At 64.6% G+C, this 23,633-nt stretch carries 22 protein-coding genes and 1 pseudogene; 15 read left to right on the top strand and 8 right to left on the bottom strand.

Features of this window, described 5'->3' with window-relative positions; translation table 11 throughout:
• The first annotated feature begins 108 nt into the window (after positions 1 to 108).
• The 9 genes from LB565_RS18035 to phnN all read left to right on the top strand — a co-directional run bounded on the left by LB565_RS18035 (position 109) and on the right by phnN (position 9,864).
• The gene (locus tag LB565_RS18035; RefSeq protein ID WP_224586284.1) at positions 109 to 954 is read left to right on the top strand and encodes a MurR/RpiR family transcriptional regulator; all 846 of its coding nucleotides are present in this window, start codon (positions 109 to 111) and stop codon (positions 952 to 954) included.
• A gap of 155 nt (positions 955 to 1,109) precedes the next feature.
• Positions 1,110 to 3,044, top strand: coding sequence for a bifunctional 5-dehydro-2-deoxygluconokinase/5-dehydro-2-deoxyphosphogluconate aldolase (locus tag LB565_RS18030; RefSeq protein ID WP_224586283.1), 1,935 nt, complete (start codon positions 1,110 to 1,112; stop codon positions 3,042 to 3,044).
• 32 nt (positions 3,045 to 3,076) lie between these two features.
• A complete protein-coding gene (gene iolD / locus LB565_RS18025) occupies positions 3,077 to 4,927 on the top strand; it encodes a 3D-(3,5/4)-trihydroxycyclohexane-1,2-dione acylhydrolase (decyclizing) (protein ID WP_224586282.1) in 1,851 nt (616 codons plus the stop codon).
• A gap of 177 nt (positions 4,928 to 5,104) precedes the next feature.
• Positions 5,105 to 6,019 carry a myo-inosose-2 dehydratase gene (iolE, locus tag LB565_RS18020; protein ID WP_224586281.1) on the top strand — a complete coding sequence of 305 codons (915 nt, stop codon included), beginning with the start codon at positions 5,105 to 5,107 and terminating at the stop codon, positions 6,017 to 6,019.
• A 64-nt stretch (positions 6,020 to 6,083) separates the two neighbouring features.
• Positions 6,084 to 6,296, top strand: coding sequence for a DUF3329 domain-containing protein (locus tag LB565_RS18015; RefSeq protein WP_224586280.1), 213 nt, complete (start codon positions 6,084 to 6,086; stop codon positions 6,294 to 6,296).
• Between the two features lie 14 nt (positions 6,297 to 6,310).
• Positions 6,311 to 7,123 (top strand): 5-deoxy-glucuronate isomerase, encoded by an 813-nt coding sequence (gene iolB / locus LB565_RS18010; RefSeq protein WP_224586279.1) that lies wholly within the window; start codon positions 6,311 to 6,313, stop codon positions 7,121 to 7,123.
• Positions 7,124 to 7,373: 250 nt separating this feature from the next.
• Positions 7,374 to 8,081, top strand: a complete 708-nt coding sequence (locus LB565_RS18005; RefSeq protein ID WP_224586276.1) for a DUF1045 domain-containing protein — start codon at positions 7,374 to 7,376, stop codon at positions 8,079 to 8,081.
• Positions 8,082 to 8,101: 20 nt separating this feature from the next.
• The gene (locus LB565_RS18000) at positions 8,102 to 9,241 is read left to right on the top strand and encodes an alpha-D-ribose 1-methylphosphonate 5-triphosphate diphosphatase (protein ID WP_224586274.1); all 1,140 of its coding nucleotides are present in this window, start codon (positions 8,102 to 8,104) and stop codon (positions 9,239 to 9,241) included.
• Positions 9,238 to 9,864 carry a phosphonate metabolism protein/1,5-bisphosphokinase (PRPP-forming) PhnN gene (phnN, locus tag LB565_RS17995; protein ID WP_224586272.1) on the top strand — a complete coding sequence of 209 codons (627 nt, stop codon included), beginning with the start codon at positions 9,238 to 9,240 and terminating at the stop codon, positions 9,862 to 9,864. Before LB565_RS18000 ends, phnN begins: the two co-directional genes overlap by 4 nt.
• A gap of 201 nt (positions 9,865 to 10,065) precedes the next feature.
• On the opposite strand, the gene LB565_RS17990 is transcribed toward phnN, so the two are convergent.
• The 7 genes from LB565_RS17990 to LB565_RS17960 form a co-directional block, all read right to left on the bottom strand.
• On the bottom strand, positions 10,066 to 10,881 hold the full coding sequence (locus LB565_RS17990; protein WP_224586270.1) for an ABC transporter ATP-binding protein: 816 nt from the start codon (positions 10,879 to 10,881) through the stop codon (positions 10,066 to 10,068).
• On the bottom strand, positions 10,881 to 11,612 hold the full coding sequence (locus LB565_RS17985) for an ABC transporter permease (protein WP_224586268.1): 732 nt from the start codon (positions 11,610 to 11,612) through the stop codon (positions 10,881 to 10,883). Before LB565_RS17985 ends, LB565_RS17990 begins: the two co-directional genes overlap by 1 nt.
• A 9-nt stretch (positions 11,613 to 11,621) precedes the next feature.
• Positions 11,622 to 12,368, bottom strand: coding sequence for an ABC transporter permease (locus LB565_RS17980; protein WP_224586266.1), 747 nt, complete (start codon positions 12,366 to 12,368; stop codon positions 11,622 to 11,624).
• An 87-nt stretch (positions 12,369 to 12,455) separates the two neighbouring features.
• Entirely contained in the window at positions 12,456 to 13,298 is an 843-nt protein-coding gene (locus LB565_RS17975) for a transporter substrate-binding domain-containing protein (protein WP_224586265.1), read from the bottom strand.
• A 194-nt stretch (positions 13,299 to 13,492) separates the two neighbouring features.
• Positions 13,493 to 14,488, bottom strand: a complete 996-nt coding sequence (locus LB565_RS17970) for an ABC transporter permease (protein ID WP_224586263.1) — start codon at positions 14,486 to 14,488, stop codon at positions 13,493 to 13,495.
• On the bottom strand, positions 14,485 to 16,050 hold the full coding sequence (locus LB565_RS17965) for a sugar ABC transporter ATP-binding protein (RefSeq protein ID WP_224586261.1): 1,566 nt from the start codon (positions 16,048 to 16,050) through the stop codon (positions 14,485 to 14,487). The genes LB565_RS17970 and LB565_RS17965 overlap by 4 nt, the downstream gene beginning before the upstream one ends.
• A 122-nt stretch (positions 16,051 to 16,172) precedes the next feature.
• Positions 16,173 to 17,135 (bottom strand): sugar-binding protein, encoded by a 963-nt coding sequence (locus LB565_RS17960; protein WP_224586259.1) that lies wholly within the window; start codon positions 17,133 to 17,135, stop codon positions 16,173 to 16,175.
• Between the two features lie 624 nt (positions 17,136 to 17,759).
• On the opposite strand from LB565_RS17960, the gene LB565_RS17955 reads away from it, so the two are divergent.
• The 5 genes and pseudogenes from LB565_RS17955 to LB565_RS17935 all read left to right on the top strand — a co-directional run bounded on the left by LB565_RS17955 (position 17,760) and on the right by LB565_RS17935 (position 21,154).
• On the top strand, positions 17,760 to 18,866 hold the full coding sequence (locus LB565_RS17955; RefSeq protein WP_224586257.1) for a LacI family DNA-binding transcriptional regulator: 1,107 nt from the start codon (positions 17,760 to 17,762) through the stop codon (positions 18,864 to 18,866).
• An 88-nt stretch (positions 18,867 to 18,954) separates the two neighbouring features.
• Positions 18,955 to 19,260, top strand: coding sequence for a DUF1778 domain-containing protein (locus LB565_RS17950; RefSeq protein WP_224586255.1), 306 nt, complete (start codon positions 18,955 to 18,957; stop codon positions 19,258 to 19,260).
• Positions 19,260 to 19,796, top strand: a complete 537-nt coding sequence (locus tag LB565_RS17945; protein WP_224586253.1) for a GNAT family N-acetyltransferase — start codon at positions 19,260 to 19,262, stop codon at positions 19,794 to 19,796. Before LB565_RS17950 ends, LB565_RS17945 begins: the two co-directional genes overlap by 1 nt.
• Before the next feature lie 22 nt (positions 19,797 to 19,818).
• A pseudogene (locus tag LB565_RS17940) lies at positions 19,819 to 19,980 on the top strand (LacI family transcriptional regulator); the annotation flags it as partial.
• Between the two features lie 94 nt (positions 19,981 to 20,074).
• A complete protein-coding gene (locus tag LB565_RS17935) occupies positions 20,075 to 21,154 on the top strand; it encodes an NAD(P)H-dependent flavin oxidoreductase (protein ID WP_224586251.1) in 1,080 nt (359 codons plus the stop codon).
• A 69-nt stretch (positions 21,155 to 21,223) separates the two neighbouring features.
• Here LB565_RS17935 and LB565_RS17930 read toward each other — a convergent pair whose 3' ends face one another.
• A complete protein-coding gene (locus LB565_RS17930; RefSeq protein ID WP_224586249.1) occupies positions 21,224 to 22,627 on the bottom strand; it encodes an FAD-dependent oxidoreductase in 1,404 nt (467 codons plus the stop codon).
• A 179-nt stretch (positions 22,628 to 22,806) separates the two neighbouring features.
• On the opposite strand from LB565_RS17930, the gene LB565_RS17925 reads away from it, so the two are divergent.
• Positions 22,807 to 23,607 carry a class I SAM-dependent methyltransferase gene (locus LB565_RS17925; protein WP_224586246.1) on the top strand — a complete coding sequence of 267 codons (801 nt, stop codon included), beginning with the start codon at positions 22,807 to 22,809 and terminating at the stop codon, positions 23,605 to 23,607.
• The last annotated feature ends 26 nt before the right edge of the window (positions 23,608 to 23,633 follow it).

Raw genomic sequence — 23,633 nt, 5'->3', positions numbered from 1 at the left:
TTTTAGTAAAGAATGGAACATCTAAATCATTTTTTATGGTGTTCTTGCGCGAACTCGCTATGATGAGGCAGGAGAGGGACAAACCTTATGGGCGTGGGCGGAGCGACGATGGACGAACGGGTGCCTCGCGATTTCGAAACACTGCGCGCGACGATCCTGGACAGGCGCGCGAGCCTGCCCAAGCGCATCGCGCAGATCGCCGCCTATGCGCTCGACAACCCCGACGATATCGCTTTCGGAACGGCGGCAAGCATTGCCGCTTCCGCCGGCGTGCAGCCCTCGACGCTGATCCGTTTTGCCCAGCAGCTCGGCTTCGACGGCTTCACCAGCCTGCAGCAGGTTTTCCGCGAGCGTCTGCGCGAACGCAACTCCTCCTATGACGAGCGGCTGGCGGCGCTGCGCGCCAAGGCCGAGGACGGCGGCGGGCATCGGGCGATCTTCGACGGCTTCGTCGCCGCCGCCAGCACCTCGCTGGGCGACATTTCGCGTTCGCTCAACGATGCGCATTTCGAAGAGGCGGTGGCGTTGCTGGCGAAAGCCGAGACTATCTATGTGCTGGCCAAGCGCCGCTCCTATCCGGTGGCGTCCTACATCGCCTATGCGCTGGGCAAGCTCAAGATCCGCAACCAGCTGGTGGAATCGGCCGCGGGGCTGAACGCCGAGATGATCGGCTTCGCCACGCCGCGCGATGCCGTCATCGCCATCAGCTTCTCGCCTTATGCGCCGGCGACCATCGAGGAGACGCGCTCGATCGCGGAACAGGGCGTGCCGATCGTGGCGATCACCGACTCGTCCTTCTCGCCGCTGGCGCAATTCGCCAAGGTCTGGTTCGAGGTCGCCGAGGCCGATTTCGGGGGCTTCCGCTCGATCTCGGCGACGATGGCGCTGGCCATGGCGCTGACCGTCGCCGTCGGCGAGAAGCGCCGCGAGGCCGGGCGCCGGCGCAAGGGCTGAGCCTCGCCGGCGGGCCGCTTTTCGCCTTGGGAACACTCATTCCATATTGACTGCGGATTGGAATTAATATTTCATATTGACGACACCACGCCATCGCTGGCGCGTGCTGTCCAAAACGACGCTGCTCTGCACAACAAGGCCGATGGGAGGTTCGAATGGGCGAAGCCGTGGAAGGGAAATACCCGCCGCTCGACGTCATCACCATCGGCCGCGCCTCGGTCGATCTCTATGGCCAGCAGATCGGCTCGCGGCTGGAGGACATCACCTCTTTCGCCAAGTCGGTCGGCGGCTGCCCGGCCAACATTTCCGTCGGCACGGCGAGGCTCGGCCTGCGCTCGGCGCTGCTCACCCGCGTCGGCGACGAGCAGATGGGCCGCTTCATCCGCGAGCAGCTTCGGCGCGAAGGCGTCTCGGTCGACGGGCTGAAGACCGATAAGGAGCGGCTGACGGCGCTGGTGCTGCTTTCGGTCGAGAGCGAAGGCGTCTCGCCGATGATTTTTTATCGTTCGGACTGCGCCGACATGGCGCTGGCCGAGGAGGATATCGACGAGGCCTTCATCGCCTCGGCGCGCTCGGTCGTCGTCACCGGCACGCATTTCTCGCGGCCGAATTCCGACGCCGCGCAGCGCAAGGCGATCCGCCTGATGAAGGCCAAGGGCGGCAAGGTTGTGTTCGACATCGACTATCGCCCGAACCTCTGGGGTCTTGCCGGCCATGCCGAAGGCTTCGAGCGCTATGTCAAGTCGGACCGGGTCTCGGCGCAGCTGAAGACGGTGCTGCCCGATTGCGATCTCATCGTCGGCACCGAGGAAGAGATCATGATCGCGTCGGGCGCCGACGATTGCCTCAGCGCGCTGAAGACGATCCGCGCGCTGTCCTCGGCCACCATCGTGCTCAAGCGCGGCGCCAAGGGCTGCATCGTCTATGACGGCCCGATCAGCGACGATCTCGAGGACGGCATCGTCGGCAAGGGTTTCCCGATCGAGATCTACAATGTGCTGGGTGCCGGCGACGCCTTCATGTCCGGCTTCCTGCGCGGCTGGCTCGGCGGCGAGAGTTTTGCCACCGCCGCGACCTGGGCCAATGCCTGCGGCGCCTTCGCGGTGTCGCGCCTGCTCTGCGCGCCGGAATATCCGACCTTCGAGGAGCTGCAATTCTTTTTGAAGCACGGCAGCAAACACCTGGCGCTGCGCAAGGACGACGCGATCAACCATATCCATTGGGCAACGACGCGCCGGCGCGACATCCCCTCGCTGATGGCTTTAGCCTGCGACCATCGCGTGCAGTTGGAAGATGTGGCGGCCAGGGTCGGCGCCGATGTTTCGCGTATTCCCGACTTCAAGGTGCTGACGGTCAAGGCGGCGGCAAAGGTCGCCGCCGGCCGCGACGGCTACGGCATGCTGATCGACGAGAAATATGGCCGCGATGCGATGTTCGAATTCGCCCGCCATCCCTTCGCCTGGCTCGGCCGCCCCGTCGAATTGCCTGGATCGCGGCCGCTGCGCTTCGAATTCTCGCAGGATATCGGTTCACAGCTCACCGAATGGCCGGTCGACCACTGCATCAAATGCCTGTGCTTCTATCACCCGGACGACCCGGAAGCGCTAAAGACCGAGCAGCAGCAGAAGCTGCGCGCGCTGTTCGAGGCGGCGCGGAAAGTGGGACGCGAACTGCTGGTCGAGATCATCGCCGGCAAGCACGGCAAGCTCGACGACACCACCATTCCGCGCGCGCTGGAAGAACTCTATGCGCTGGGCATCAAACCGGACTGGTGGAAGCTCGAGCCGCAGGCTTCGGCGGGCGCCTGGGCGAAAATCGAACAGGTGATCGTCAAGAACGATCCTTGGTGCCGTGGCGTGGTGCTGCTCGGGCTGGAGGCGCCGCAGGACGAGCTGGTCGCGGCGTTTGCCGCCACCGCCAATGCGCCGATCGTCAAGGGATTTGCCGTCGGTCGCACCATCTTCGTCAACGCCGCCGAACGATGGCTGGCCGGCAGGATGTCGGATGACGAGGCGATCGCCGACATATCCGCGCGCTTCGAACAGTTGACCGAGGCATGGCTTGCCGCACGCGGCCGCAAGGCCGCATAAGAAGACCGCTGAAGGACCGCGGAGGAGACATCATGAGCAAGACAATCCGCCTGACGATGGCGCAGGCGCTGACCCGCTTCCTCAGCCGGCAAATGACCGAGATCGACGGGAAGAAGGTGCCGATCTTCGGCGGCGTCTGGGCGATCTTCGGCCATGGCAATGTCGCCGGCGTTGGCGAGGCGCTCTATCAGGTGCGAGACGAGCTGCCGACCTTCCGCGCCCATAACGAGCAGGCGATGGCGCATGCGGCGATCGCCTATGGCAAGGCCAATTTCCGCCGCCGCTTCATGGCCGCGACCTCGTCGATCGGCCCCGGCGCGCTCAACATGGTGACGGCCGCGGCGCTCGCGCATGTAAACCGGTTGCCTGTCCTGTTTCTGCCGGGCGATATCTTTGCCAACCGCCTGCCCGACCCGGTGCTGCAGCAGGTCGAGGATTTCTCCGACGGCACGGCGAGCGTCAATGACTGCTTCCGTCCCGTATCGCGCTATTTCGACCGCATCACGCGGCCGGAGCAGATCATCCCGGCGCTGAACCGCGCGATGCAGGTGCTGACGGATCCGGCCGAATGCGGCCCGGTGACGCTCTCGCTCTGCCAGGACGTGCAGGCCGAAGCCTATGATTATCCCGAAAGCTTGTTCGCCGAGCGTGTCTGGGCACTGCGCCGGCTGCGCCCGGATCGCAGTGAGCTGGCGGCAGCCGTCGCAGCGCTGAAGGGCGCGAAGAAGCCGCTGGTGATCGCGGGCGGCGGGGTGCTGTATTCGCAGGCTTCGGACGAGCTCGCCAAACTGGTGCAGGGCGCCGGTATTCCGGTCTGCGAGACCCAGGGCGGCAAATCCTCGTTGCCCGACGATCATCCGCTCAATATGGCAGCCGTCGGCGTCACCGGCACGTCGGCCGCCAACCGGCTGGCCGAAGCGGCCGATGTCGTGCTCGCCGTCGGCACCAGGCTGCAGGATTTCACCACCGGCTCCTGGGCGCTGTTCAAGAATGCCGGCCGCACCATAATCGGCCTCAATACCCAGGCCTTCGACGCCGGAAAGCATTGGGCGCTGCCGCTGGTCGCCGACGCGGCCGAGGGGCTTGCCGAACTGTCCGCCGCGCTGAAGGGCTGGAAGGCGCCGGCCACCTGGACCGACAATGCGATGAAGGGCAAGACGGAATGGCAGGCCGCCGCCGCCAAGGTGACCGCTTCGACCAACACCGCCTATCCTTCCGATGCGCAGGTGATCGGCGCCGTGCAGCGCGCCATGGGCTCGGGCGTGACGCTTCTGCATGCTGCGGGCGGTCTGCCGGGCGAATTGCACAAGCTCTGGCAGGCGGGCGCGCCGGGCTCCTACCATGCCGAATACGGCTTCTCGACCATGGGTTACGAGATCGCCGGCGGGCTCGGCGTCAAGATGGCGAAGCCCGACCAGGAGGTCGTCGTCATGGTCGGGGACGGCTCCTATCTGATGCTCAATTCCGAGATCGCCACCTCGGTGATGCTTGGCCTGAAGCTCACCATCGTGCTGCTCGACAATCGCGGCTATGGCTGCATCAACCGGCTGCAGATGGCGACCGGCGGCGCCAACTTCAACAATCTCTTGAAGGACGCGCGCCACGAGGTGATGCCGGACGTCGACTTCGCCGCCCATGCGGCAAGCTTAGGCGCCGTCGCCGAGAAGGTGGCGTCCATCGCCGAACTGGAGACAGCGCTGGCCAAGGCGAAGAAAAACGACAAGACCACGGTGCTGGTCATCGACACCGACCCGCTGGTGTCGACCGAGGCCGGCGGCCATTGGTGGGACGTCGCCGTGCCGGAAGTCTCGTCGCGGCCGCAGGTCAATGCCGCGCGCAAGGTCTATGAAGAGAGAAAGCAGATGCAGAGTGCAGGCGATTGACGCTGGCGCTGCCCCTCACCCTCACCCTCACCCTCTCCCCGTAAGAACGGGGAGAGGGGGTCGCCAGCGCTGGAGCTTGTCCCTTCTCCCTGTCCTTCACGGGGAGAAGGTGCCGGCAGGCGGATGAGGGGCAGCGCCGACGAACGAAATTGGACAATCCGAAGCTGGAGTGACGACTTGAAAGCCAAACTGGGCATGTCCCCCATCGCATGGTGGAACGACGATCTGGTGGAATTGAGCGACGACGTGTCGCTGGAGGAATGTCTGCGCCAGTCGCGCTCGGCGGGCTTCACCGGCATGGAGATGGGCCGCCGTTTCCCCAACGATCCGAAGGTGATGCTGCCAATCCTGAAGGAGGCCGACGTCACGCTCTGCGGGGGTTGGTTCTCCGGCACGCTGGTCGATGAGGACCTGGCGAAGAATAAGGATCGCATCCAGCCGATGATCGACCTGTTCAAGGCGGTCGACGCGCCCTGCATCGTCTATGGCGAGGTCGGCCGGTCCATCCAGGGCGACCGCTCCAAGCCTCTGGCCACCAAGCCGAAACTTTCAGACGACGAGATGAAGGCTTATGGCCGCCGCGTCACCGAATTCGGCGAATGGTGCGCCGAGCAGGGCATACCGCTTTCCTATCACCACCACATGGCAGCGGTGGTCGAGACCGAGCCGGAGCTCGACGCCTTCATGCGCAATTCCGGCGAAGGCATTCCGCTGCTGCTCGACGCCGGCCATCTCGCCTTTGCCGGCGGCGATGTGCTGCGCGCGATCGACAACCACCACAAGCGCATCAACCACGTCCATGTGAAAGACGTGCGCATGGGCGTCATCGACGGGCTCGACCGGACAAAACAGTCCTTCCTCGATGCTGTGGCACTTGGCGCCTTCACCGTGCCGGGCGACGGCTCGCTCGACTTCGGCGCCATCGTCCAGCGTTTCGCCGACCACGGCTATGAGGGCTGGTTCGTGGTCGAGGCCGAGCAGGACCCGAAGAAGAACCCACCGCTCAAGATGGCTCAAGTCGGCCACAAGGAGCTGATGCGGGTGATGACGGCCGCCGGCTATACGGTCGAGACGCAAGGGTTTTCGGCGTAACCGGTGGATTCGCCGGGGCGCGCGGTTTATCCGTTGCGCTTTGGTAAAATCCTGGATTGGCGCGATGAAAGACTATGAGCATCCCTTCTTCCGGCCGCTGTGGCGCCGCATCGCCGTCGTCGCGGTCTGCCTGGTCTGGTCGGTGATCGAGTTCGCCTCCGGCACACCCTTCTGGGGCGTCATCGCGCTCGGCTTCGCCGGTTATGCGGTGTGGCAGTTTTTCTACCTCTACAAGCCGGCGGAGGAGGCGAAGCCTCCGGTCGAGCCGAAGGAATGATCCAAGGAGCTCCCATGTCGAAACTGCTCGTCAAGGCCGACAAGGGCCACGGCCATGTCGCCCACATCACGCCGCAAAGCGCCGGCTGGACCTATGTCGGCTTCGATCTGCATCGGCTACGGCCAGGCGAGACGGCGTCGGGAAAGACGGGCGAGCGCGAAGTGTGCCTGGTCTTCGTCACCGGCAAGGGCAAGGCGTCGGCCGGCGGCAAGGACCTCGGCCTGCTCGGCGAGCGCATGTCGCCCTTCGAAGGCAAGCCCTGGTCGGTCTATGTGCCGCAAGGCTCGGACTGGTCGGTGACGGCCGATACCGAACTGGAGCTTGCCGTCTGCTCGGCGCCCGGCTTAGACGGCGGCCTGCCGGTGCGCGTCATCGGGCCTGACGATCTCGGCCAGGAGGTGCGCGGCAAGGGCACCAACACGCGCTACGTCACCAACATCCTGCCCGAGGGCAAACCGGCGGATTCGCTGCTGGTGGTCGAGGTGATCACGCCCGGCGGCCATACCTCCAGCTACCCGCCGCACAAGCACGACCAAGACAACCTGCCGGCCGAATCCTATCTCGAGGAAACCTATTACCACCGGCTCAACCCGCCGCAGGGCTTTGCCTTCCAACGCGTCTACACCGATGCCGACCGCAACGGCGTGCGCGAGTTGGACGAAGCGATGGCGATCGAGGACGGCGATGTCGTGCTGGTGCCCAAGGGCTATCACCCTTGCGCCGCCTGCCACGGCTACGACCTTTATTACCTCAATGTCATGGCCGGACCGAAGCGGACGTGGAAATTCCACAACGCGGCCGAGCATGAATGGCTGATGAAGGCCTGATCGGCACGCCGGCAAAGCCGTTGGTCCAGGCTCTGAAAAATCGTCGGCTAACGAGCTCGGTGCTGGACTTGCCTTCGAAAACCCATGAAAGCTTCGTCAATCCGTCATGGAAATCACCTATGGCAGCGGTTCCGGTGCATGTCGCCGCAAGCGCTCCGGCGTTTTTTGGGCCCACGACTTGCCGAGACAATGACTTGAAGCGCGTCGCATAATCCTTCGGGGCACGCAGCGCGCTTGACGAGGAACGCCCATGCGCTACGCCATCTACTACACCCCGAGGCAGGACGAGAGGCTGGCGCGCATTGCCGCCAACTGGCTGGGCCGCGACCCGTTCGGCGCGGCGACGCGGCCGGTCGAGGCCGTGGGCGATCTGTCGGCCGCGGAGGTCGCCTTCCACACCGCGTCCGCCCGGCGCTACGGATTCCACGCCACGCTGAAGGCGCCGTTCCGGCTGGCGCCGAACGAGACGGAAGCTTCGCTGCGCGCCGCGCTCGACGCTTTCGCCGAGGCGACGCCGCCGGTTGTCATCTCGCGTCTGGTCATCGGCCAGATCGACGGCTTCTTCGCGCTGGTGCCGGAAACGCAGTTCGCGCCGCTCAACGATTTCGCCGGCGAGGTGGTGCGCGCCTTCGATCCGTTCCGCGCGCCGCTGACGGAGGCCGAGATCGAGCGCCGCAGCCCCGATGCGCTGAAGCCGGACGAGTTCCGCAACCTCTGCCAATGGGGCTATCCTTACGTCTTCGACACGTTCCGCTTCCACATGACGCTGTCGGGGCGCGTCGGGCCGGAGGAAAGCCCACGTCTTCGCGCAGCGATCGACGGCCTGTTCGCCGATGTGCTGCGGCAGCCGGTGCCGGTGGATGCGCTGACCTTGTTCGTCGAAAGCGAGCCCGGCGCTCCGTTCATGGTGCTTTCCCACCATGCGCTTGGCCGCAGCCCCGCCCGCAAAACAGCTTGATTGATATAGGACCGCCCGAGATGACCGCCGAAACCGTTCTCACCAATGCCCGCATCGTGCTGCCCGACGAAATCGTCGAAGGCTCGCTTTTGTTGCGCGACGGCCTGATTGCCGCCGTCGAGCCGGGTGCTGCCCGCACCGGCGAGGACATGGGCGGCGACTACATCATCCCGGGCCTTGTCGAGCTGCACACCGACCACCTCGAAGGCCACTACGCGCCGCGCCCGAAGGTGCGCTGGAACCCGATCGCCGCGGTGCTTGCCCATGATGCCCAGGTTGCGACGGCCGGCATCACCACCGTGCTCGACGCCTTGCGCGTCGGCATGGACGAGGACGCCGACCTGAAATCCGACGACGTCCGCAAGCTGGCCGACGCGATCGAGGACAGCGTGCGCCAGGATCGGCTCAGGGCCGACCATTTCATCCACCTGCGCTGCGAGGTCTCGGCGCCGGACTGCCTCGAGGCCTTCGCCAATTTCGAGACCGACGAGCGGGTGAAGCTCGCCTCGCTGATGGATCATGCGCCCGGACAGCGCCAGTTCGTCAATCTCGAGACCTATGCCTATTACTACCAGCGCAAGCTGAAGCTGACGGACCGCGACTTCCAGAAATTCTGCGAAAAGCGGATGGCGGAATCGGCCCGCAATTCCGGTCCGAACCGCGTCTTCATCTCGGCCGCCTGCCATGAGCGCGGCATCGTGCTGGCCAGCCATGACGACGCGACCGCCGGCCATGTCGACGAGGCGATCGAGCAGGGCGTGCGCGTCGCCGAGTTCCCGACGACGGAAGAGGCGGCCAAGGCCTCGAAAGCGGCGGGCCTCGGCGTGCTGATGGGCGCTCCGAACGTCATGCGCGGCGCCTCGCATTCCGGCAATGTCTCGGCGCGTACGCTCGCGGCCAACGGCCTGCTCGACATCCTGTCGTCCGACTACATCCCCTTCAGCCTGATCCAGTCGGCCTTCTTCCTCGGCGATGTCGTCGAAGGGATTTCCCTGCCGCAGGCGGTAGCCATGGTGTCGAAGAACCCGGCCGAAGCGGTCGGCCTCGCCGACCGCGGTGTCATCGAGCCAGGCCGCCGGGCCGACCTGGTGCGCGTGCGCATCGACGACCATGTGCCGGTCGTGCGCACCGTTTGGCGCCAGGATCGCCGGGTCGCATGATGGTCTCGGCCCTCATCGAGCGCGAGCTGGCCGACAGCCTGCCGATCCGCCACGGCGTCTTCGTCGCGGTGGTCGGCCCGAGCGGCGCCGGCAAGGATACGCTGATCGGCTACGCCAAGGCGCGCTTTGCCGGCGAGACGCGGCTGGAATTCGTGCGCCGCGTCATCACCCGGCCAAGCGATACGGCAAGCGAGGACCACGATACGCTGGCCGATGCCGCCTTTGCCGAAGCGGAGGCCGACGGCGCCTTCTCGCTTTGCTGGGACGCGCACGGCCTGCGCTATGGCCTGCCGGCCGATGTCGACTGGGCTGTGGCGAACGGCCACGTAGCCGTGGCGAATGTCTCCCGCGCGGTCATCCCGGCGCTGCGCGAGCGCTATGCCAATCTGGCCGTGGTCGAGATCACCGCCACGCCGGAGATCCTCGCCGAGCGGCTGGCGGCGCGCGGCCGAGAATCGCGCGGCGAGGTGCTTGCCCGCCTGGCGCGCAGCACCAGCGTCAAGCTGACCGGACCGGACGTGACCTCGATCGACAATAGCGGCGACAAGGAAATCGCCGGCGAACGCTTTGCCGAGGTGTTGCGCAAAGCGATGGCGTTCTCGGATCTGTCGGACATGATCTGACGCCTTCCCCTTCTCCCCCTGTGGGAGAAGGTGGATCGGCGCGAAGCGCCGAGACGGATGAGGGGTGTTGGAAGGATCGCTCCGAGGGGGGAAATGGGCACTTGAAGCATCCTATTCTTCAACGCCTCGTTTCTTCCAGCACCCCTCATCCGGCCGCTTCGCGGCCACCTTCTCCCACAAGGGGAGAAGGGAACGCAGCGCCTACTTATTGAAGTTGGCGATGAACTGCTTGAACTGCGGCGTCGGCGGCCTGGCGAACATCTCCTTCGGCTCGCCAACCGAATCCACCTCGCCCTTGTGCAGGAACATCACCTTGCTCGACACGTCGCGGGCAAAGCCCATTTCATGGGTGACGACCAGCATGGTGCGTCCTTCTTCGGCGAGCGAGCGCATGACGCGCAGCACCTCGCCGACCAGTTCCGGATCGAGCGCCGATGTCGGCTCGTCGAACAGCATCACCTTGGGATTCATCGCCAGCGCGCGGGCGATTGCCGCGCGCTGCTGCTGGCCGCCGGACATGTGGGGCGGATAGTAGTTGCGGCGCTCCCATATGCCGACGCGCTTCAGCAAGGCCTCGGCCTGCTCCAAGCACTCGGCGCGCGGCCGCTTGAGCACATGTGTCGGCGCGGCGACGAGGTTTTCCAGCACGGTCATATGCGACCACAGATTGAAGCTCTGGAAAACCATAGCGAGGTTGGCGCGGATCCGCTCCACCTGGCGGATGTCGGCGGGTATCTGGTGGCCGTCGCGACCCCGCTTCATCTTGATGAGCTCGCCGTCGACCCGCACTTCGCCGGAATCCGGGGTTTCCAGGAGGTTGATGCAGCGCAGCATCGTGCTCTTGCCGGAGCCGGAGGAGCCGAGAATCGAGATGACGTCGCCCTTATGCGCCTCGAGTGAAATGCCCTTGAGCACCTCATGATCGCCAAAGCACTTGCGCAGATCCTTGACGCTGATGGCGGGTGTCTCATCGGAGGACGGTGCGGCTTTCGCGGCAGCGGCGATATTAGCCGACATCACAACACCTCCGGGATGGGTTTGACCAACTGGCTCTGCTCGGGCGGGGGACGCAGATGCGGCGAAAGCCGGTGTTCGACCCAGGCGAACAGCCGGGCGATCGACAGGTTGAGCAGCAGGTAGATAACACCGGCGCAGGTCAGCACCTCGATCGGCCGGAACGTGTCGTGCTGGATCTTCTGCGCCGTTCCCATCATCTCCATGATGGTGACCACGGACGCCAGCGCGGTCGCCTTGGTCATGAGAATGATTTCCGTCGAATAGGCCGGCAAGGCGAGCCGCAGCGCGATCGGGAGCGTGACGAGGCGGAAACGGGTGAAAGCCGACATGCCGAACGCCTTGGCCGCCTCGATCTGGCCGACAGGCACCGCCCGCAGCGCGCCGCGGAAAATCTCGCTCTCATAGGCGGCTGTGTTCAAGGCCATGGCGACGATCGTGCAATACATCGGATCGCGCAGGATAGGCCACAGGATCGGGCTGTGGCGGACGAAGTCGAACTGGGAGAGCCCGAAATAGATCAGATAGAGCTGCACCAAGAGCGGCGAGCCGCGGAAGACGAAGACATAGCCGCGGGTGAAATATTCACCCAATTTGTAGCCGGAAGCCCGCAGCCAGGTCAGGCCGGTGGCGATGATGAGCCCGAAGGCGATGCCGAAGAACCATATCTCGAGCGTCAGCGGCAGTGCCTTGAGCACGCTCCACATGGTCGAAAGATAGAAGTCGAACGCCACCGCCACCTCTCACTTAGGCCGCGTGAAACTGCGCGAGGTGTAACGCTCGGCCTTGTCGAAGATCGGCGTCGAGACCGAGGTCATCACCAGGTAAAGGATGCCCGCGAGCGTGTAGAAAAGCAGCGAATGATGCGTCGAACGCGCGGCCTTGTTGGCGGTGAGCATCAGCTCGGCGACGCCGGTGACCGAGATCAGCGCCGAATCCTTGATGGTCAATTGCCAGACATTTCCCAGCCCCGGCACAGCGAGACGCAGGACCTGCGGCATGATCACGAGGCGAAACCGCAGCCAGGCCGACATGCCGTAGGCACGGGCAGCTTCCAGCTCGCCGCGATGGATCGCCAGGAACGACCCGCGAAAGACCTCGGCCTGGTAGGCGCCGGAAATGATGCCGACCGCGAGCACGCCGCCGAGGAAGCTCGGCATGTTCAAGATGTCCGTCGAGCCGATCGATCCGGTCGACCGCGCCACGCCGGTCAGAACCTGCGTGCCGCCATAGTAGAACAGGTAGATGATCAGGAGTTCCGGTTCGCCGCGGAAGACGGTGGTGTAGCTCTCGCCGATGAGTCTCAATCCGCCGCGATGCGAAAGCTTGGCTGCCGCCACCAGGGACCCCAGCACCGCGCCGATCAGCATCGAGATGACGGTGACGGCGAGCGTCCAGGCGATGCCCCAGAGCAGTTGCACACCCCAGCCGGCGGCCAACAGCTCATAGGCCGTCGACACCTGGTCCTTCAGATCGCTGAGAAACTCCACTTACGGCTCCTGCGGGCGCCGAGATAGGTATCGACGTATATTGCTCAATGCAAAACGGGAGCAGCCTTGGCTGCTCCCGTTGCGAAATTACTTGGTAATGTCGATCTTGAACCATTGCATGGAGTATTTCGACACCGAGCCGTCGTCGAGCGCGGCTTTGAGCGCCTTGTTGTAGATGTCCTGCAGGTCCTTGTCGGTCTTGCGGAAAGCCGCGCCGATGCCCGGTCCGAGGATCGGGCCGCCCTTGAATTGCGGGCCGACGAATTCCAGGTCCTTGGCATCGGGCTTGGCCAACGTGCCGAGGAAATAGGTGGTATCGGCGAAGGCGACGTCGATACGGCCCGCCATCAGATCGAGGTCGTGCTCATCGGTGGTCTTGTATTCATGGACATTGGCGACGTCCTTGAGATACTTGTCGGCGAAGGTTGCCTCGGTGGTCGAGACCTGCAGGCCGACATTCTTGCCGGTGAGCTCCTTGCGCAGCGTGTCGAGCGCCGCCTTGGATTCGGCGTCGTCCTTCGACAGGTCGATCATCTTGCCGCTGTTGGACATGTTCGCCAGCGGACCGTTCTTGTCGGCCAGGAAAGCCACCGGCGACGAGGCATAGGGGATCGAGAAGTCGATGGTCTTCATACGCTCTTCGGTGATCGACATACCGTCCATGACGATGTCGAACTTGCCGGCGGTGAGGCCGGGGATGACGCCGTCCCAATCCTGCGCGACGATGTTGCATTGGAGCTTCGCGCGGGCGCAGACGTCGTTCAGGATGTCCACCTCGAAGCCGACGATCTTGCCGCTGGCATCCGTCTGGTTCCAGGGGGCATAAGAACCCTCCATCGCTACCGTCACGGTCTTCCAGTCCTTGGCCATCGCCGGAGTCGAGCAGGTCAACGCCAGCGCGGCAAGCGCGATCCAACGTGATGATGTCACGGTCATTTCTCCCATATTTTGTTCTAGGAACCCTCAGATGCCAATTGCTTAGCCCAGCCCCGATTCTGCGACAAGGGCTGTTTTCCGGTTCACGCGTTGTTGCAATTCGTCCACGAATCCGGACTTGCCCGCGGCTTCACCGCGAGCATCGATCCAATCGGAACCCGGTCCGGGAGTGGTGGAAGAGAGCGAGGCTACTCCGCCGGCGCACCGGCGACGCCCCTGCGCGACGCCTCCAGCATCCGGCGCCGAGTGCGGAAGACGCCCCATTGCTGGTCGACCAGCACGCCGATCAGGATCACGCCGCCCATCACCGCGAAGTTGAGCGACGAGGGGATGCCGAGCAAATTGACGAGGTTCTGCAACTCCTGCAGCAGCACGGTGCCGAGAACGGCGCCGACCAGCGAGCCCTCGCCGCCGCGCAGCGAGAAGCCGCCGAGCACCGCCGCGGCGATGGCATAGAGCTCGTAGAACTGGCCGTGGCTCGCCGGCGAGATCGAGCGCGTGTACATGGCGAAATAGATCGCCGACAGCGCCGTCAGCACGCCGCAGATGACATAGGCGGCGATGATTACCCGGCCGGTACGGATGCCGGAATATTTCGCCGCTTCCTCATTCTTGCCGATGGCGTAGAGATAGCGGCCGAAGACCGAGCGATGCAGCACCACCCACATGACGATGGCGATGACGATCAGCGCGATGAAGCTGTTCGGCAGGCCATAGGAGCGGCCGGCGGTCAGGAATTCGAGCGTCGGGAAATTCTGTCCGAAGGCGAAGCCCGCCGTGCCGTCGGCGGTGTAGAAACGCGCCACGCCGCGATAGATGAGCAGGCCGCACAGCGTCACCACGAAAGGCTGCAATTTGAGCCGCGTGATCAGCCAGCCATGCACGAAGCCGATGATGGCGCCGAGCACGAGGATCAGCACGAAGGCCAACGGCCAGCTCACCTCGCGCACCGCGATGAAGTCGATGAACAGCGTGCCCAGCAGGGCGATCACCGAGCCGACCGACAATTCGATGCCGGCGGTGATGATGACGAAGGCCTGGCCGATCGACAGGATGCCGAACAGCGCGACCAGGTTGGAGGTGTTGGCGAGATTGATCGCCGACAGGAAGCGCGGGTTGATGGCCGTCACCACCGCGCCGACCACCAGGATCAGGATCAGCAGGCCGAGATCTTTCTTGCTCATTGCGCTCCTCCCGCCGCTTGCAGCAGTTTCGGCTTCTTGCCGACCGCCAGCAAGAGCACGTTCTCCTGGCTGAAATCGTCCTTGTCGAGGATGCCGGAAATCTGCCCCTCATGCATGACCGCGATGCGGTCCGACACGCCGATCACTTCTTCCATGTCGCTGGAAATCATCAGCACGGCGACGCCGGCATCGGCGAGCGCCCGCATCAGCCCGTAGATCTCGGCCTTGGCGCCGATGTCGATGCCGCGCGTCGGCTCGTCCAGGATCATCACCTTGGGGTTCATCGCCAGCCATTTGGCCAGGACTACCTTCTGCTGGTTGCCGCCCGAAAGGGTGCCGGTGCGGGTGAGCACCGACGGCGCCTTGATGCCGAGGTTCTTCTTCTGCTTTTCCGCCGTCGCGAGCTCGGCGCCGACCGAGACCAGCGAGCGCCTGGCATGGGCCGGCAGGTTGGGCAACGAAATGTTCTGCGCGATCGAGAGATCGAGCAATATGCCGGTTAGCTTGCGGTCCTCCGGCACGAGGAAGATGCCGTTCGCCACCGCATCGGCGGCCGATGTCACATTCAGCGGCTTGCCGTCGAGCGTGACGCTGCCGGCCAACCGCTCGTCGATGCCGAACAGCACGCGCGCCAGCTCCGTGCGGCCGGAGCCGACCAGGCCCGCCAGGCCAAGGATCTCAGCGCGCCTCAGTTCGATGCTGACCGGCCTATCCGGATAGGTGCCGGTGCGGATCGCGTCGGCCGACAGCGCAACGCTGCCCGGAGCCCGCGCGGCTTCGCCGGCCTTCTCGCGCTCCTTCAGCATACGGCCGATCATCAGCCTGACCATCTCGTCGTGGTTGATCCGGTCCTTCGCCAGCGTGCCGGCCAGCGTGCCGTCGCGCAGCACCACGACACGGTCGGCGACGCGCTCGATCTCGTGCAGCCGGTGCGAGATGAAGATGACGCTGATGCCTTCGGCCTTCAGCCCCTTGATGACGTCGAGCAGCTTTTCGGTCTCGGCGATCGGCAGGCTGGAGGTCGGCTCGTCGAGGATCACAAGGCGAGCCTTGATCGACAAGGCCTTGGCGATCTCGACCATCTGCTGCTGGGCGAGCGACAGCGACGCGACAGGGGCGTCGGCCGAGAAATTGGCGCCGACGCGCTTCAGCAGCGGCGCCACCATCTCGCGCAGTTTCGCGCGGTCGACCAGCTTCAGCGGTCCGGCACGCAGCGGCTCGCGGCCGAAGAAGATGTTGGCGGCGACGTCGAGATTTTCGAAAAGGTTGAGTTCCTGGTGCACGAAGGCGATGCCGGAGCCGATGCTGTGCTCGACGGTCAGCGCGTCATGTGCTGTGCCATCGACGGTGATGGTGCCGCTGTCAGGCCGCGTCACGCCGCCGAGGATCTTCATCAGCGTCGATTTGCCGGCGCCGTTTTCGCCGACCAGGCCGATGACCTCGCCGGGCCGGACCTCCATGGAGAACCTGTCCAGAGCGACGACGCCCGGATAGGTCTTGCGCACGGCATCCAGGCTCAGGAACGGAGCGGTGATCGGTTGAGTGGTGTCGGTAGAGGTCATCGCGCCTAAAGTTTACCGCACGGGGCAACAGCCAGTGGCCACAGACTGACGGGCCTCGGCGGCTCCGTCAATACGAACGCCGGCTCAAGGCAAAACCTTGAGCCGGCGCAACTGTGCTGAGCTTACTTGCCCTGCATCGCCTTGAGGTTGGCGGCGTAGGCGTCCACGTCATCCTTGCCGATGATCTTGGTCGGGATGATGATCAGGTTGTTGGCCGGGATGCCCGACTTGTCGCCCTTGAGATAGGAGGCCATCAGCTTCATGCCCTGATAGGCCCATTCGAACGGCTGCTGCACCACGGTCGCGGCGACGGTGCCTTCCTTGACGCCGCCCAGCGTGATCGGATCGTCGTCGAAGCCGACGACGGTGATCTGGCCGAGCTTGCCGGCGTCGCGCAGCGCTTCATAGATGCGCGGCGTGTTGTAGGAGTAGAAGCCGACCATGCAGGTGATATCGGGGCTGGCGACCAGCGCGTCCTCGACATTCTTCTTGGCACGGGCCTGGTCGATGTCGTCGCCGCGCACGTCGACCAGCTCGATCTTGCTGCCGGCGAGCCCGTCCTTCATGCCCTGGATGCGCTCCTTGGCGTTGTCGGCGCCGAGCAGGCCGACGAAGCCCAGGCACTTGCCGCCGTTGGGCATCGCTTTCTTGGCGATTTCGGCCGCCTGCTTGCCGGCATCGACATTGGACGAGCCGATATAGGCGACGCGCTTGGTCTGCGGCGCATCCGAGTCGGTGGTGAACAGCGCGGTTTGCGACGCGATCTTGTTCAGCCCGTCGGTCGAGGTCTTGGGATCGACGGCCGAGACCATGATGCCCTTGACGCCTGCCGTCACCAGATCGTCCATCAGCCGCTGCTGGATGGCGACCGAGGATTGTTCCGGATATTTGAGCTCGAGATTGTAGTCGGGCAATTCGCCCTGCGCCTTCTTCACGCCGGCTTCCGCCGCCTTCCAGAAGTCGGACGCGCCGTTGACGACGAAGGCCAGCGTCGGCTTGTCGTCCGCGCGGGTTACCGCTGTGGCCGCAAGCCCGATGAGCAGGGCCGCCGCGGCGACATATGCATTACGGATCATGGATTTCATAGTTCAACCTCCCTTGTAGAACTTGCCTTGTAGAACTCGTCGCCGATATCTCGGCTGCGGCCCGGACAACCCTCCTCAAGGGTACGGCGCAAAGGTCCGCCGACTTAAGAACGGTGCCGATCCGGCCGCGATGGGGACACTAGACACTCATGTGGCGTTCGTAAATAGTCCGATTTGTCTGACATTTTCGTGAGGATGGGACACGAGCCCTAACCGGCTATCCGCCGGGTTTCGAGCGAGCGTCCCTCACACCCGCCGTCACCCAACGGAAGCCCGGACGGTGACGACGAGTTGACAGTAGATCGGCGACGGCTATTAGTAAAGAGTATTAGTTATAAAACCAAGACGCGGGCTTTCGAAGCGGAGGAGACGCTGGTCGAAGGGATGCGCGGGGAGTGAGGAGAGTGAGCGCGGCAAGGCTTGCAGCCGCGCAGAAAACCTAGGAATCGTCAGCATTGTTGACGTTGTTTGGCCGGTTTCGTCGCGAAGCGGCGCAGCCAGCGATTTGCATGTTGCGCTTGCTAATATACATTAGTCAAAGGCGATCGCAATAAACGCACTGACCTTGACCATCTGGCCTTTGCCGGCCTTTGCTTTAGAGCGGGCTGGGTTTGGGAAACGACCATGAGCGAACCGACGGAACTGCGCGATCCTCCCGGGGCTTCCAGGCGCCGCAAGCCGGCCGGCAAGCCCAAGGGGCGCGTCACCATGACCGACATTGCGCGCGCGGCCGGCTGCTCGCAGGCGACGGTCTCGTTCGTGCTCAACAATTCGCCGGGCATCAGGCTGTCGCAGCAGACACGCGACCGGGTGATCGAGGCGGCCAGGGCGCTGGGCTATTCGCCACCGGTCTTTTCGGCGCTGCGGCCGCCCGTGACGCCGTTCGAAGGCCTGGACGGCGTCATCGGCTTCGCGGTCGACCAGCTCGCCACCAGCCCCGAGGCGGTGGTCGCCATCGAGGGCGCGCGACAGGCCTCGTGGAATGCCGGCAATGTGCTTCTGGTGGCGCAGACCATGGGCGACGCGGTGATGGAGCCGCGCGCCATCCAGGCACTGACAAGGCGCGGCATCTCGGCGCTGATCTATATGACCATCTTCACCCGCGAGATCGCCGCGCCCGATTTCCTCTACAGCCTCGACATCCCGGTCATACTGCTCAACTGCTACACCGCCGACTATGCATTCCCGGCCGTGGTTCCCTCCGAGATCGCCGGCGGCCAGAGCGCGACCAGGCATCTGATCGCCCACGGCCATCGCCGCATCGCCACCATCACGGGCGAACCGTGGATGCAGGCCGCTCAAGACCGGCTCAAGGGCTACCGCCGCGCTCTGGCCACCGCCGACATCCCGTTCGACCCGGAACTGGTGGTGGAGGGCGACTGGTCGGCCAGCGCCGGCTACGCCGCGACGGTCAAGCTGCTCGGACTCAAGGAGCGGCCGACCGCCATCTTCTGCCAGAACGACCGCACGGCGATCGGCTGCTACGAGGCGCTGAAGGAAGCCGGCCTGCATATCCCGCAGGACATCTCCGTGGTCGGCTATGACGATGAGGAGATCGCCCGCCACCTCTTCCCGCCGCTGACGACCTCCATCCTGCCGCATCTGGCGATGGGCCAATGGGCGATCGAGCAGCTCGAGACGCCGCCGACGCCCGGCCGCGGCCGCTATCCGATCACCAAGCTGGAATGCCCGCTGGTGGAGCGGGAGAGCGTGGCAGACGTGAAGGGGTAGGATGTCCCAGCCCGCAAGCCAAAATTCGAAATGTATTGACATTGTACCGACAGCCGCTAGATCTCTTATCCTGATATAGGAGGGTTCGATGGTGCAGTCCGGTCATGCTGGCGGCAATCACGACGCAGCACGCAAGGATGACGTGATTCAAATCCGCGCTTCGGCGGGGACGAAAGCTATCCTCAACCGCGCCGCGAGCTTGCGCGGGCAAAAACTGTCGGAGTTCATGCTGGATAGCGCCCGCACGCAGGCCGAGGAGACCATTCTCGACCAGCGCGCCTTCTTTCTCGATTCCGACGCGCATGAGAAATTTCTCGATCTGCTTGATGCTCCGAACGAACCATCGGACGAGCTTCGGGCACGTATTACGCGTAAGCCAATCTGGGAGCGATGATGCCCGCCGGGCAGCCGCAGCGATTGCGGGTGCGCGCTCCGGAACGGCTGAGTGTCAGCCATGACGTTTCCGAATTTCAAAATGGCAAGCATTCATCTCTCGATGACTGGCTGCGAAACCGTGCCTTAGTTGGCGAAGGGCTATCCGCGCGAACCTATGTCGTCTGCGACGCGGGCACGAAAAATCGTGTCGTCGGTTACTATGCGATCTCGACGGCGATGGAGGAGCGGATCGCGCTGCCAAGCGCCAAGCTGCGCCGGGGCATGCCCGAACAGGTTCCCTTGCTGCTGATAGGCCGTCTGGCGGTCGATGAGGCGTTCCAGGGAATGGGCCTCGGCGGCGACCTGCTTTCCGATGCTTTGCGGCGTTGCCTCGCGGTTTCGGACATTGCCGGGGTTCGTGCCGTGGTGGCACACGCAATCGACGACGGCGCCGTTGGTTTCTACCAGCGTCACGGCTTCATTATGTCTCCGCTGGGCGAGCGCGTCATGCTGATGCCGATCGAGACGATACAGGCGCTGTTCTCGAAAACTTGAGGCGAGCTGTGCAGGCCCCTGCAATGACGAGGAGATCGCCCGCCATCTCTTCCCGCCGCTGACGACCTTGCCGCATCTGGCGATGGGCCAATGGGCGATCGAGCAGCTCGAAACGCCGCCGACGCCCGGCCGCGGACGGTATCCGATCACCAAGCTGAAGTGCCCGCTGGTGGAGCGGGAGAGTTGGGGGGAGCGTACCCGCACAATTCCGGTGACCGGGCCCCGCGACCGGCTTATGATGGGTGGGCGTGTGTTCCTTCCCAACAGGAAAAACGCTCATGTGGCCGAACCGCCGTTTATGCGATCTCTTGAAGATCGAGCATCCGATCATCCAGGCGCCAATGGCGGGCTCGGCGACGCCGGAACTCGCCGCCGCGGTGAGCAATGCCGGAGGGCTGGGGTCGCTCGGATGCGCATCGATGCTGCCGGATGGCCTGCGCAACGCCGCGCGCCAGATGCGCGCCTTGACCGTGTGTCCCTTCAACCTCAACTTCTTTGTTTTTCCCAGGCCCGACACCGGCGACGCCGTGCTGACCCGGGTCATCGACAGGTTGCGGCCCTACTACGAGGAGCTGTCGCTTGACCAACCCTCGCGGAGGCTTCCGCCGGTCGGGCCGGGTTTCGACGAAGAAAAGCTTGAACTGCTGCTCGAGATCCGCCCGCCGGTCGTGAGCTTTCATTTCGGCATTCCGGATGCGGCTGCCGTTGGCAGGCTGAAGCAGGCCGGGATCGCTATCATCGGCACCGCGACCAATGTCGCCGAGGCGCACAAGCTCGCCGGCGGTGGAGCCGATGCGGTCATAGCCCAGGGCTGGGAGGCGGGAGGTCACCGCGGTTCGCACGCTCCCAATGGTCCCGGCGACGGCGTTGGAACGATGGCACTGGTTCCCCAGGTCGTCGATGCCGTCGAACTCCCGGTCATTGCCGCGGGAGGCATCGCCGACGGCCGCGGCATAGCGGCCGCTTTCGCGCTTGGCGCCAGCGGCGTGCAGATCGGCACCGGTTTCCTGTCCTGCGACGAAGCCGGCACGGACGCGACGCGACGCGCCCTGATCCGCACCGCGACCGACATGGACACGATGGTCACCGATGTCTTCACCGGCCGCGCGGCGCGGGCGAGACGCACCCGCTACGCCCTGGAAATGGAGGAGAGCAGGGGGCCCCTTCCGGACTTCCCGCAAATGGTCGCGCTCAGCGCTCCGCTCAGCAATGCCAAGGAAGATTTCGCCTTCCATCTCTATGGGCAGGCGGCGGCGCTGAACAGGGAGCTTCCGGCCGGCCAACTGGTGCGAACGCTCGTGGCCGAAACAAGCGAAGTGTTCGACGCTCTCTCGACCGGCAAAACGACGCCGGCGTGAGCGAACTCTCCGTCGTCGCAGTCCCAGTAAGCTTTTAACCCCGCGCGTCGACGCTGGATTGCGAAAAGATCAGCCGGCAAGCAGGGATGCCATACGGTCGCGATCAATGATGTTGGGATTCGGCGACAAAGGGCGGCCGTCCAGTTCGGCCAGTTTTGCCGCGATATGCGGTCTGGCGACGACATCCTGCGGCAGCGAAACGCACATGGCGATCTCGACCACGCCGCGAAACACGTCGGCATCCTCGCTTGCGGCAGCGAAAAGCCGGGCCATGACCGGATTTGATGGCGGAACGGGAAGTCCGTCTGCCAGGGCGTTCATCTCCGCGATCCGGGCACGGTCGGCGGCGATCTGGTTACGGTAGAACGGGCCGACCTGGCGCTCGGTCTCGGCATCGTATTCCCGCGCGAATTCGGCGGGGTCGTCGATGTGCCGGCGAGCGACATTCCTGAGCACCTGCGCGTGCAGAACGCCGACGCTCAACCCCCGCCCGGCCGACGGATTGGTGCAGGCCCAGGCGTCGGCCACAGCCGCAAACCCGGTGACGACAGGCTGACCGTCGACGACAAACCGCCGGTAGCGGTCGAGAACGCCTGCCATCAGCAGGACATGCGTGATCGGCTCGCCGTCAAGCCAATGGGCCTGCATCGGACATGCCATGACGACACGGTGGAACGTGGCGGTGTCGCGCAAAGCCCGCATGGCCTTGTTTCTCGCCGAGGTGAACAGGGTGACCGACCAGGTGTCGTTGTCGCCATCCAGCGTGAGAATCGAGAACAGCCCCATCGGAGTGAGCAGGCGGCCCTTTCGGGGCGGCCGCTGCTTGCCCGTGAAATAGCGAGTGAAATAGACGAAATTGCTGTCTTCGGCTTCCTCGCTCGGACTGCGCCCTCCCGCCGCAACGATCCATTCGCAGGCAGGGCTTCGCCGCCCCATCGCATCGATCACCAGATCGGCGCGAATCTCCTCGCCGGACGTGGTGCGAATGCCCGCAATATGCGGCACGCCGGGGATGGCTGAGGCGCTCGTGATCAGCTCGCGAACCTTGATCCCCCGCCGGACCGTCACATTGGGCGCAGCTTGCGCCATCTCGGCTACGGCCCACTCGATCACCGGCCGCCTGCCGGTGACGAAGCGCATGGCTTCGTCACCCGGGCGGGGCGCCCTGTCCGTTATTGTCGGGGGCAACGATCGGGGGTCGAAAAAGTCCATCCAGACACAGCCGGCGCGCAGCAATGTGTCAGTCAGCCCCGGCAGCTCCTGATCGGCGACCATCCGGAATCGCGAGCTGAGGTTGTGAGGCTGCCTGAACTGCGCGACGCCGGGGCGCTCCCAGTCCCATCCTTGAATGGAACTTGAAGGCCGATCAGCCGGATCGGCCTCGAGGACCGTCACGTCATGACCATCGCGGCCAAGCATGGCCGCCGTGCACAAGCCGATTACGCCTCCACCGCAAATCAGGATCTTGCTCACCCCGTCCCCCAATGTCCGCGAGGGTCCGGCGCCATGTTAGCTTCTGTGCATGTTCCCGGCAACGTGCCTGGCCGGCCGGCGCCCACCCGCTCCAACCCTTGCGTGCGGTCACGGAACGATCCGCTGCTTGGCATGGCTTCCGCGCAGGTCTAGGCTGAAACCAGCGAAGGGAGGGCGGGATGACATCAAGCTTCACCGTTCACGCGGCGTCCGGTTATGAGCAGCTGATGGGGCGCTGGAGCCGCCGGCTCGCGCCCAAGTTCATCGACTTCGCAGGTCTGGCCGGCGGCGAAAAAATCCTCGATGTGGGTTGCGGCACCGGCAGCCTGACCTTCGAACTGGCGAAATCAGGTGATCTCGCCGAGATCCAGGCCATCGACTTCTCGCCGGTCTTCGTCGCGGCGGCGAAGGAGAGGAACACCGATCCGCGCGTCACCATCCAGCAGGCGGATGCCACCGCCCTGCCGTTCGCCGACAATGCGTTCGACCGCGCGCTGGCGCTGCTGGTGCTGCACTTCGTGCCGGAGGCCGGCAAGGCGGTGGCCGAGATGCGCCGCGTGACGCGGCCTGGCGGCGTGGTCGCGGCCGTGGTTTGGGACCATTACGGCGGCATGACCGGCATGCGCATGATAATCGACACTGTCGCGGCGCTCAGCGAAAGCGGGCGCCAGATGCGCAGCCGCTATTGCTTCCAGCCGATGATGCAGCCGGGCGAGATGAAGCGGACCTTTGTCGAGCAGGGTCTCGTCGACGTCGCCGAAGCCGAATTGATGATCCGCATGGACTACGCGGATTTCGATGACTTCTGGGCGCCGATCGGCGCCGGCGAAGGCCCGCTCGGCAAATACATAGCCATGCTGGACGCGGCCGAGCAGAAGCGTGTCGAGGCGGCCGTCCGCGATGCCTATCAGGCCGGCCGGCCTGACGGCCCGCGATCGTTCGCCAATGTCGCCTGGGCTTGTCGCGGCATCGTGCCCTGAAAGCGAGTCGATCGTGCAGCACTGCA

The organism is Mesorhizobium sp. CA14, assembly GCF_020165195.1.
Classification (GTDB): domain Bacteria; phylum Pseudomonadota; class Alphaproteobacteria; order Rhizobiales; family Rhizobiaceae; genus Mesorhizobium.
Note: the sequence above shows the minus strand (reverse complement) of the source record. Positions and strands in the feature narration are given on the sequence as shown.

Excerpts from the sequence above, each read along its gene's own strand:
- LB565_RS18035 (WP_224586284.1), top strand. The coding sequence starts at position 109 with ATGGACGAACGGGTGCCTCGCGATTTCGAAACACTGCGCGCGACGATC.
- LB565_RS18030 (WP_224586283.1), top strand. The coding sequence starts at position 1,110 with ATGGGCGAAGCCGTGGAAGGGAAATACCCGCCGCTCGACGTCATCACC.
- iolD (WP_224586282.1), top strand. The coding sequence starts at position 3,077 with ATGAGCAAGACAATCCGCCTGACGATGGCGCAGGCGCTGACCCGCTTC.
- LB565_RS18015 (WP_224586280.1), top strand. The coding sequence starts at position 6,084 with ATGAAAGACTATGAGCATCCCTTCTTCCGGCCGCTGTGGCGCCGCATC.
- iolB (WP_224586279.1), top strand. The coding sequence starts at position 6,311 with ATGTCGAAACTGCTCGTCAAGGCCGACAAGGGCCACGGCCATGTCGCC.
- LB565_RS18005 (WP_224586276.1), top strand. The coding sequence starts at position 7,374 with ATGCGCTACGCCATCTACTACACCCCGAGGCAGGACGAGAGGCTGGCG.
- LB565_RS18000 (WP_224586274.1), top strand. The coding sequence starts at position 8,102 with ATGACCGCCGAAACCGTTCTCACCAATGCCCGCATCGTGCTGCCCGAC.
- phnN (WP_224586272.1), top strand. The coding sequence starts at position 9,238 with ATGATGGTCTCGGCCCTCATCGAGCGCGAGCTGGCCGACAGCCTGCCG.
- LB565_RS17990 (WP_224586270.1), bottom strand. The coding sequence starts at position 10,881 with ATGTCGGCTAATATCGCCGCTGCCGCGAAAGCCGCACCGTCCTCCGAT.
- LB565_RS17970 (WP_224586263.1), bottom strand. The coding sequence starts at position 14,488 with ATGAGCAAGAAAGATCTCGGCCTGCTGATCCTGATCCTGGTGGTCGGC.
- LB565_RS17965 (WP_224586261.1), bottom strand. The coding sequence starts at position 16,050 with ATGACCTCTACCGACACCACTCAACCGATCACCGCTCCGTTCCTGAGC.
- LB565_RS17960 (WP_224586259.1), bottom strand. The coding sequence starts at position 17,135 with ATGAAATCCATGATCCGTAATGCATATGTCGCCGCGGCGGCCCTGCTC.
- LB565_RS17955 (WP_224586257.1), top strand. The coding sequence starts at position 17,760 with ATGAGCGAACCGACGGAACTGCGCGATCCTCCCGGGGCTTCCAGGCGC.
- LB565_RS17950 (WP_224586255.1), top strand. The coding sequence starts at position 18,955 with ATGGTGCAGTCCGGTCATGCTGGCGGCAATCACGACGCAGCACGCAAG.
- LB565_RS17945 (WP_224586253.1), top strand. The coding sequence starts at position 19,260 with ATGCCCGCCGGGCAGCCGCAGCGATTGCGGGTGCGCGCTCCGGAACGG.
- LB565_RS17935 (WP_224586251.1), top strand. The coding sequence starts at position 20,075 with ATGTGGCCGAACCGCCGTTTATGCGATCTCTTGAAGATCGAGCATCCG.
- LB565_RS17925 (WP_224586246.1), top strand. The coding sequence starts at position 22,807 with ATGACATCAAGCTTCACCGTTCACGCGGCGTCCGGTTATGAGCAGCTG.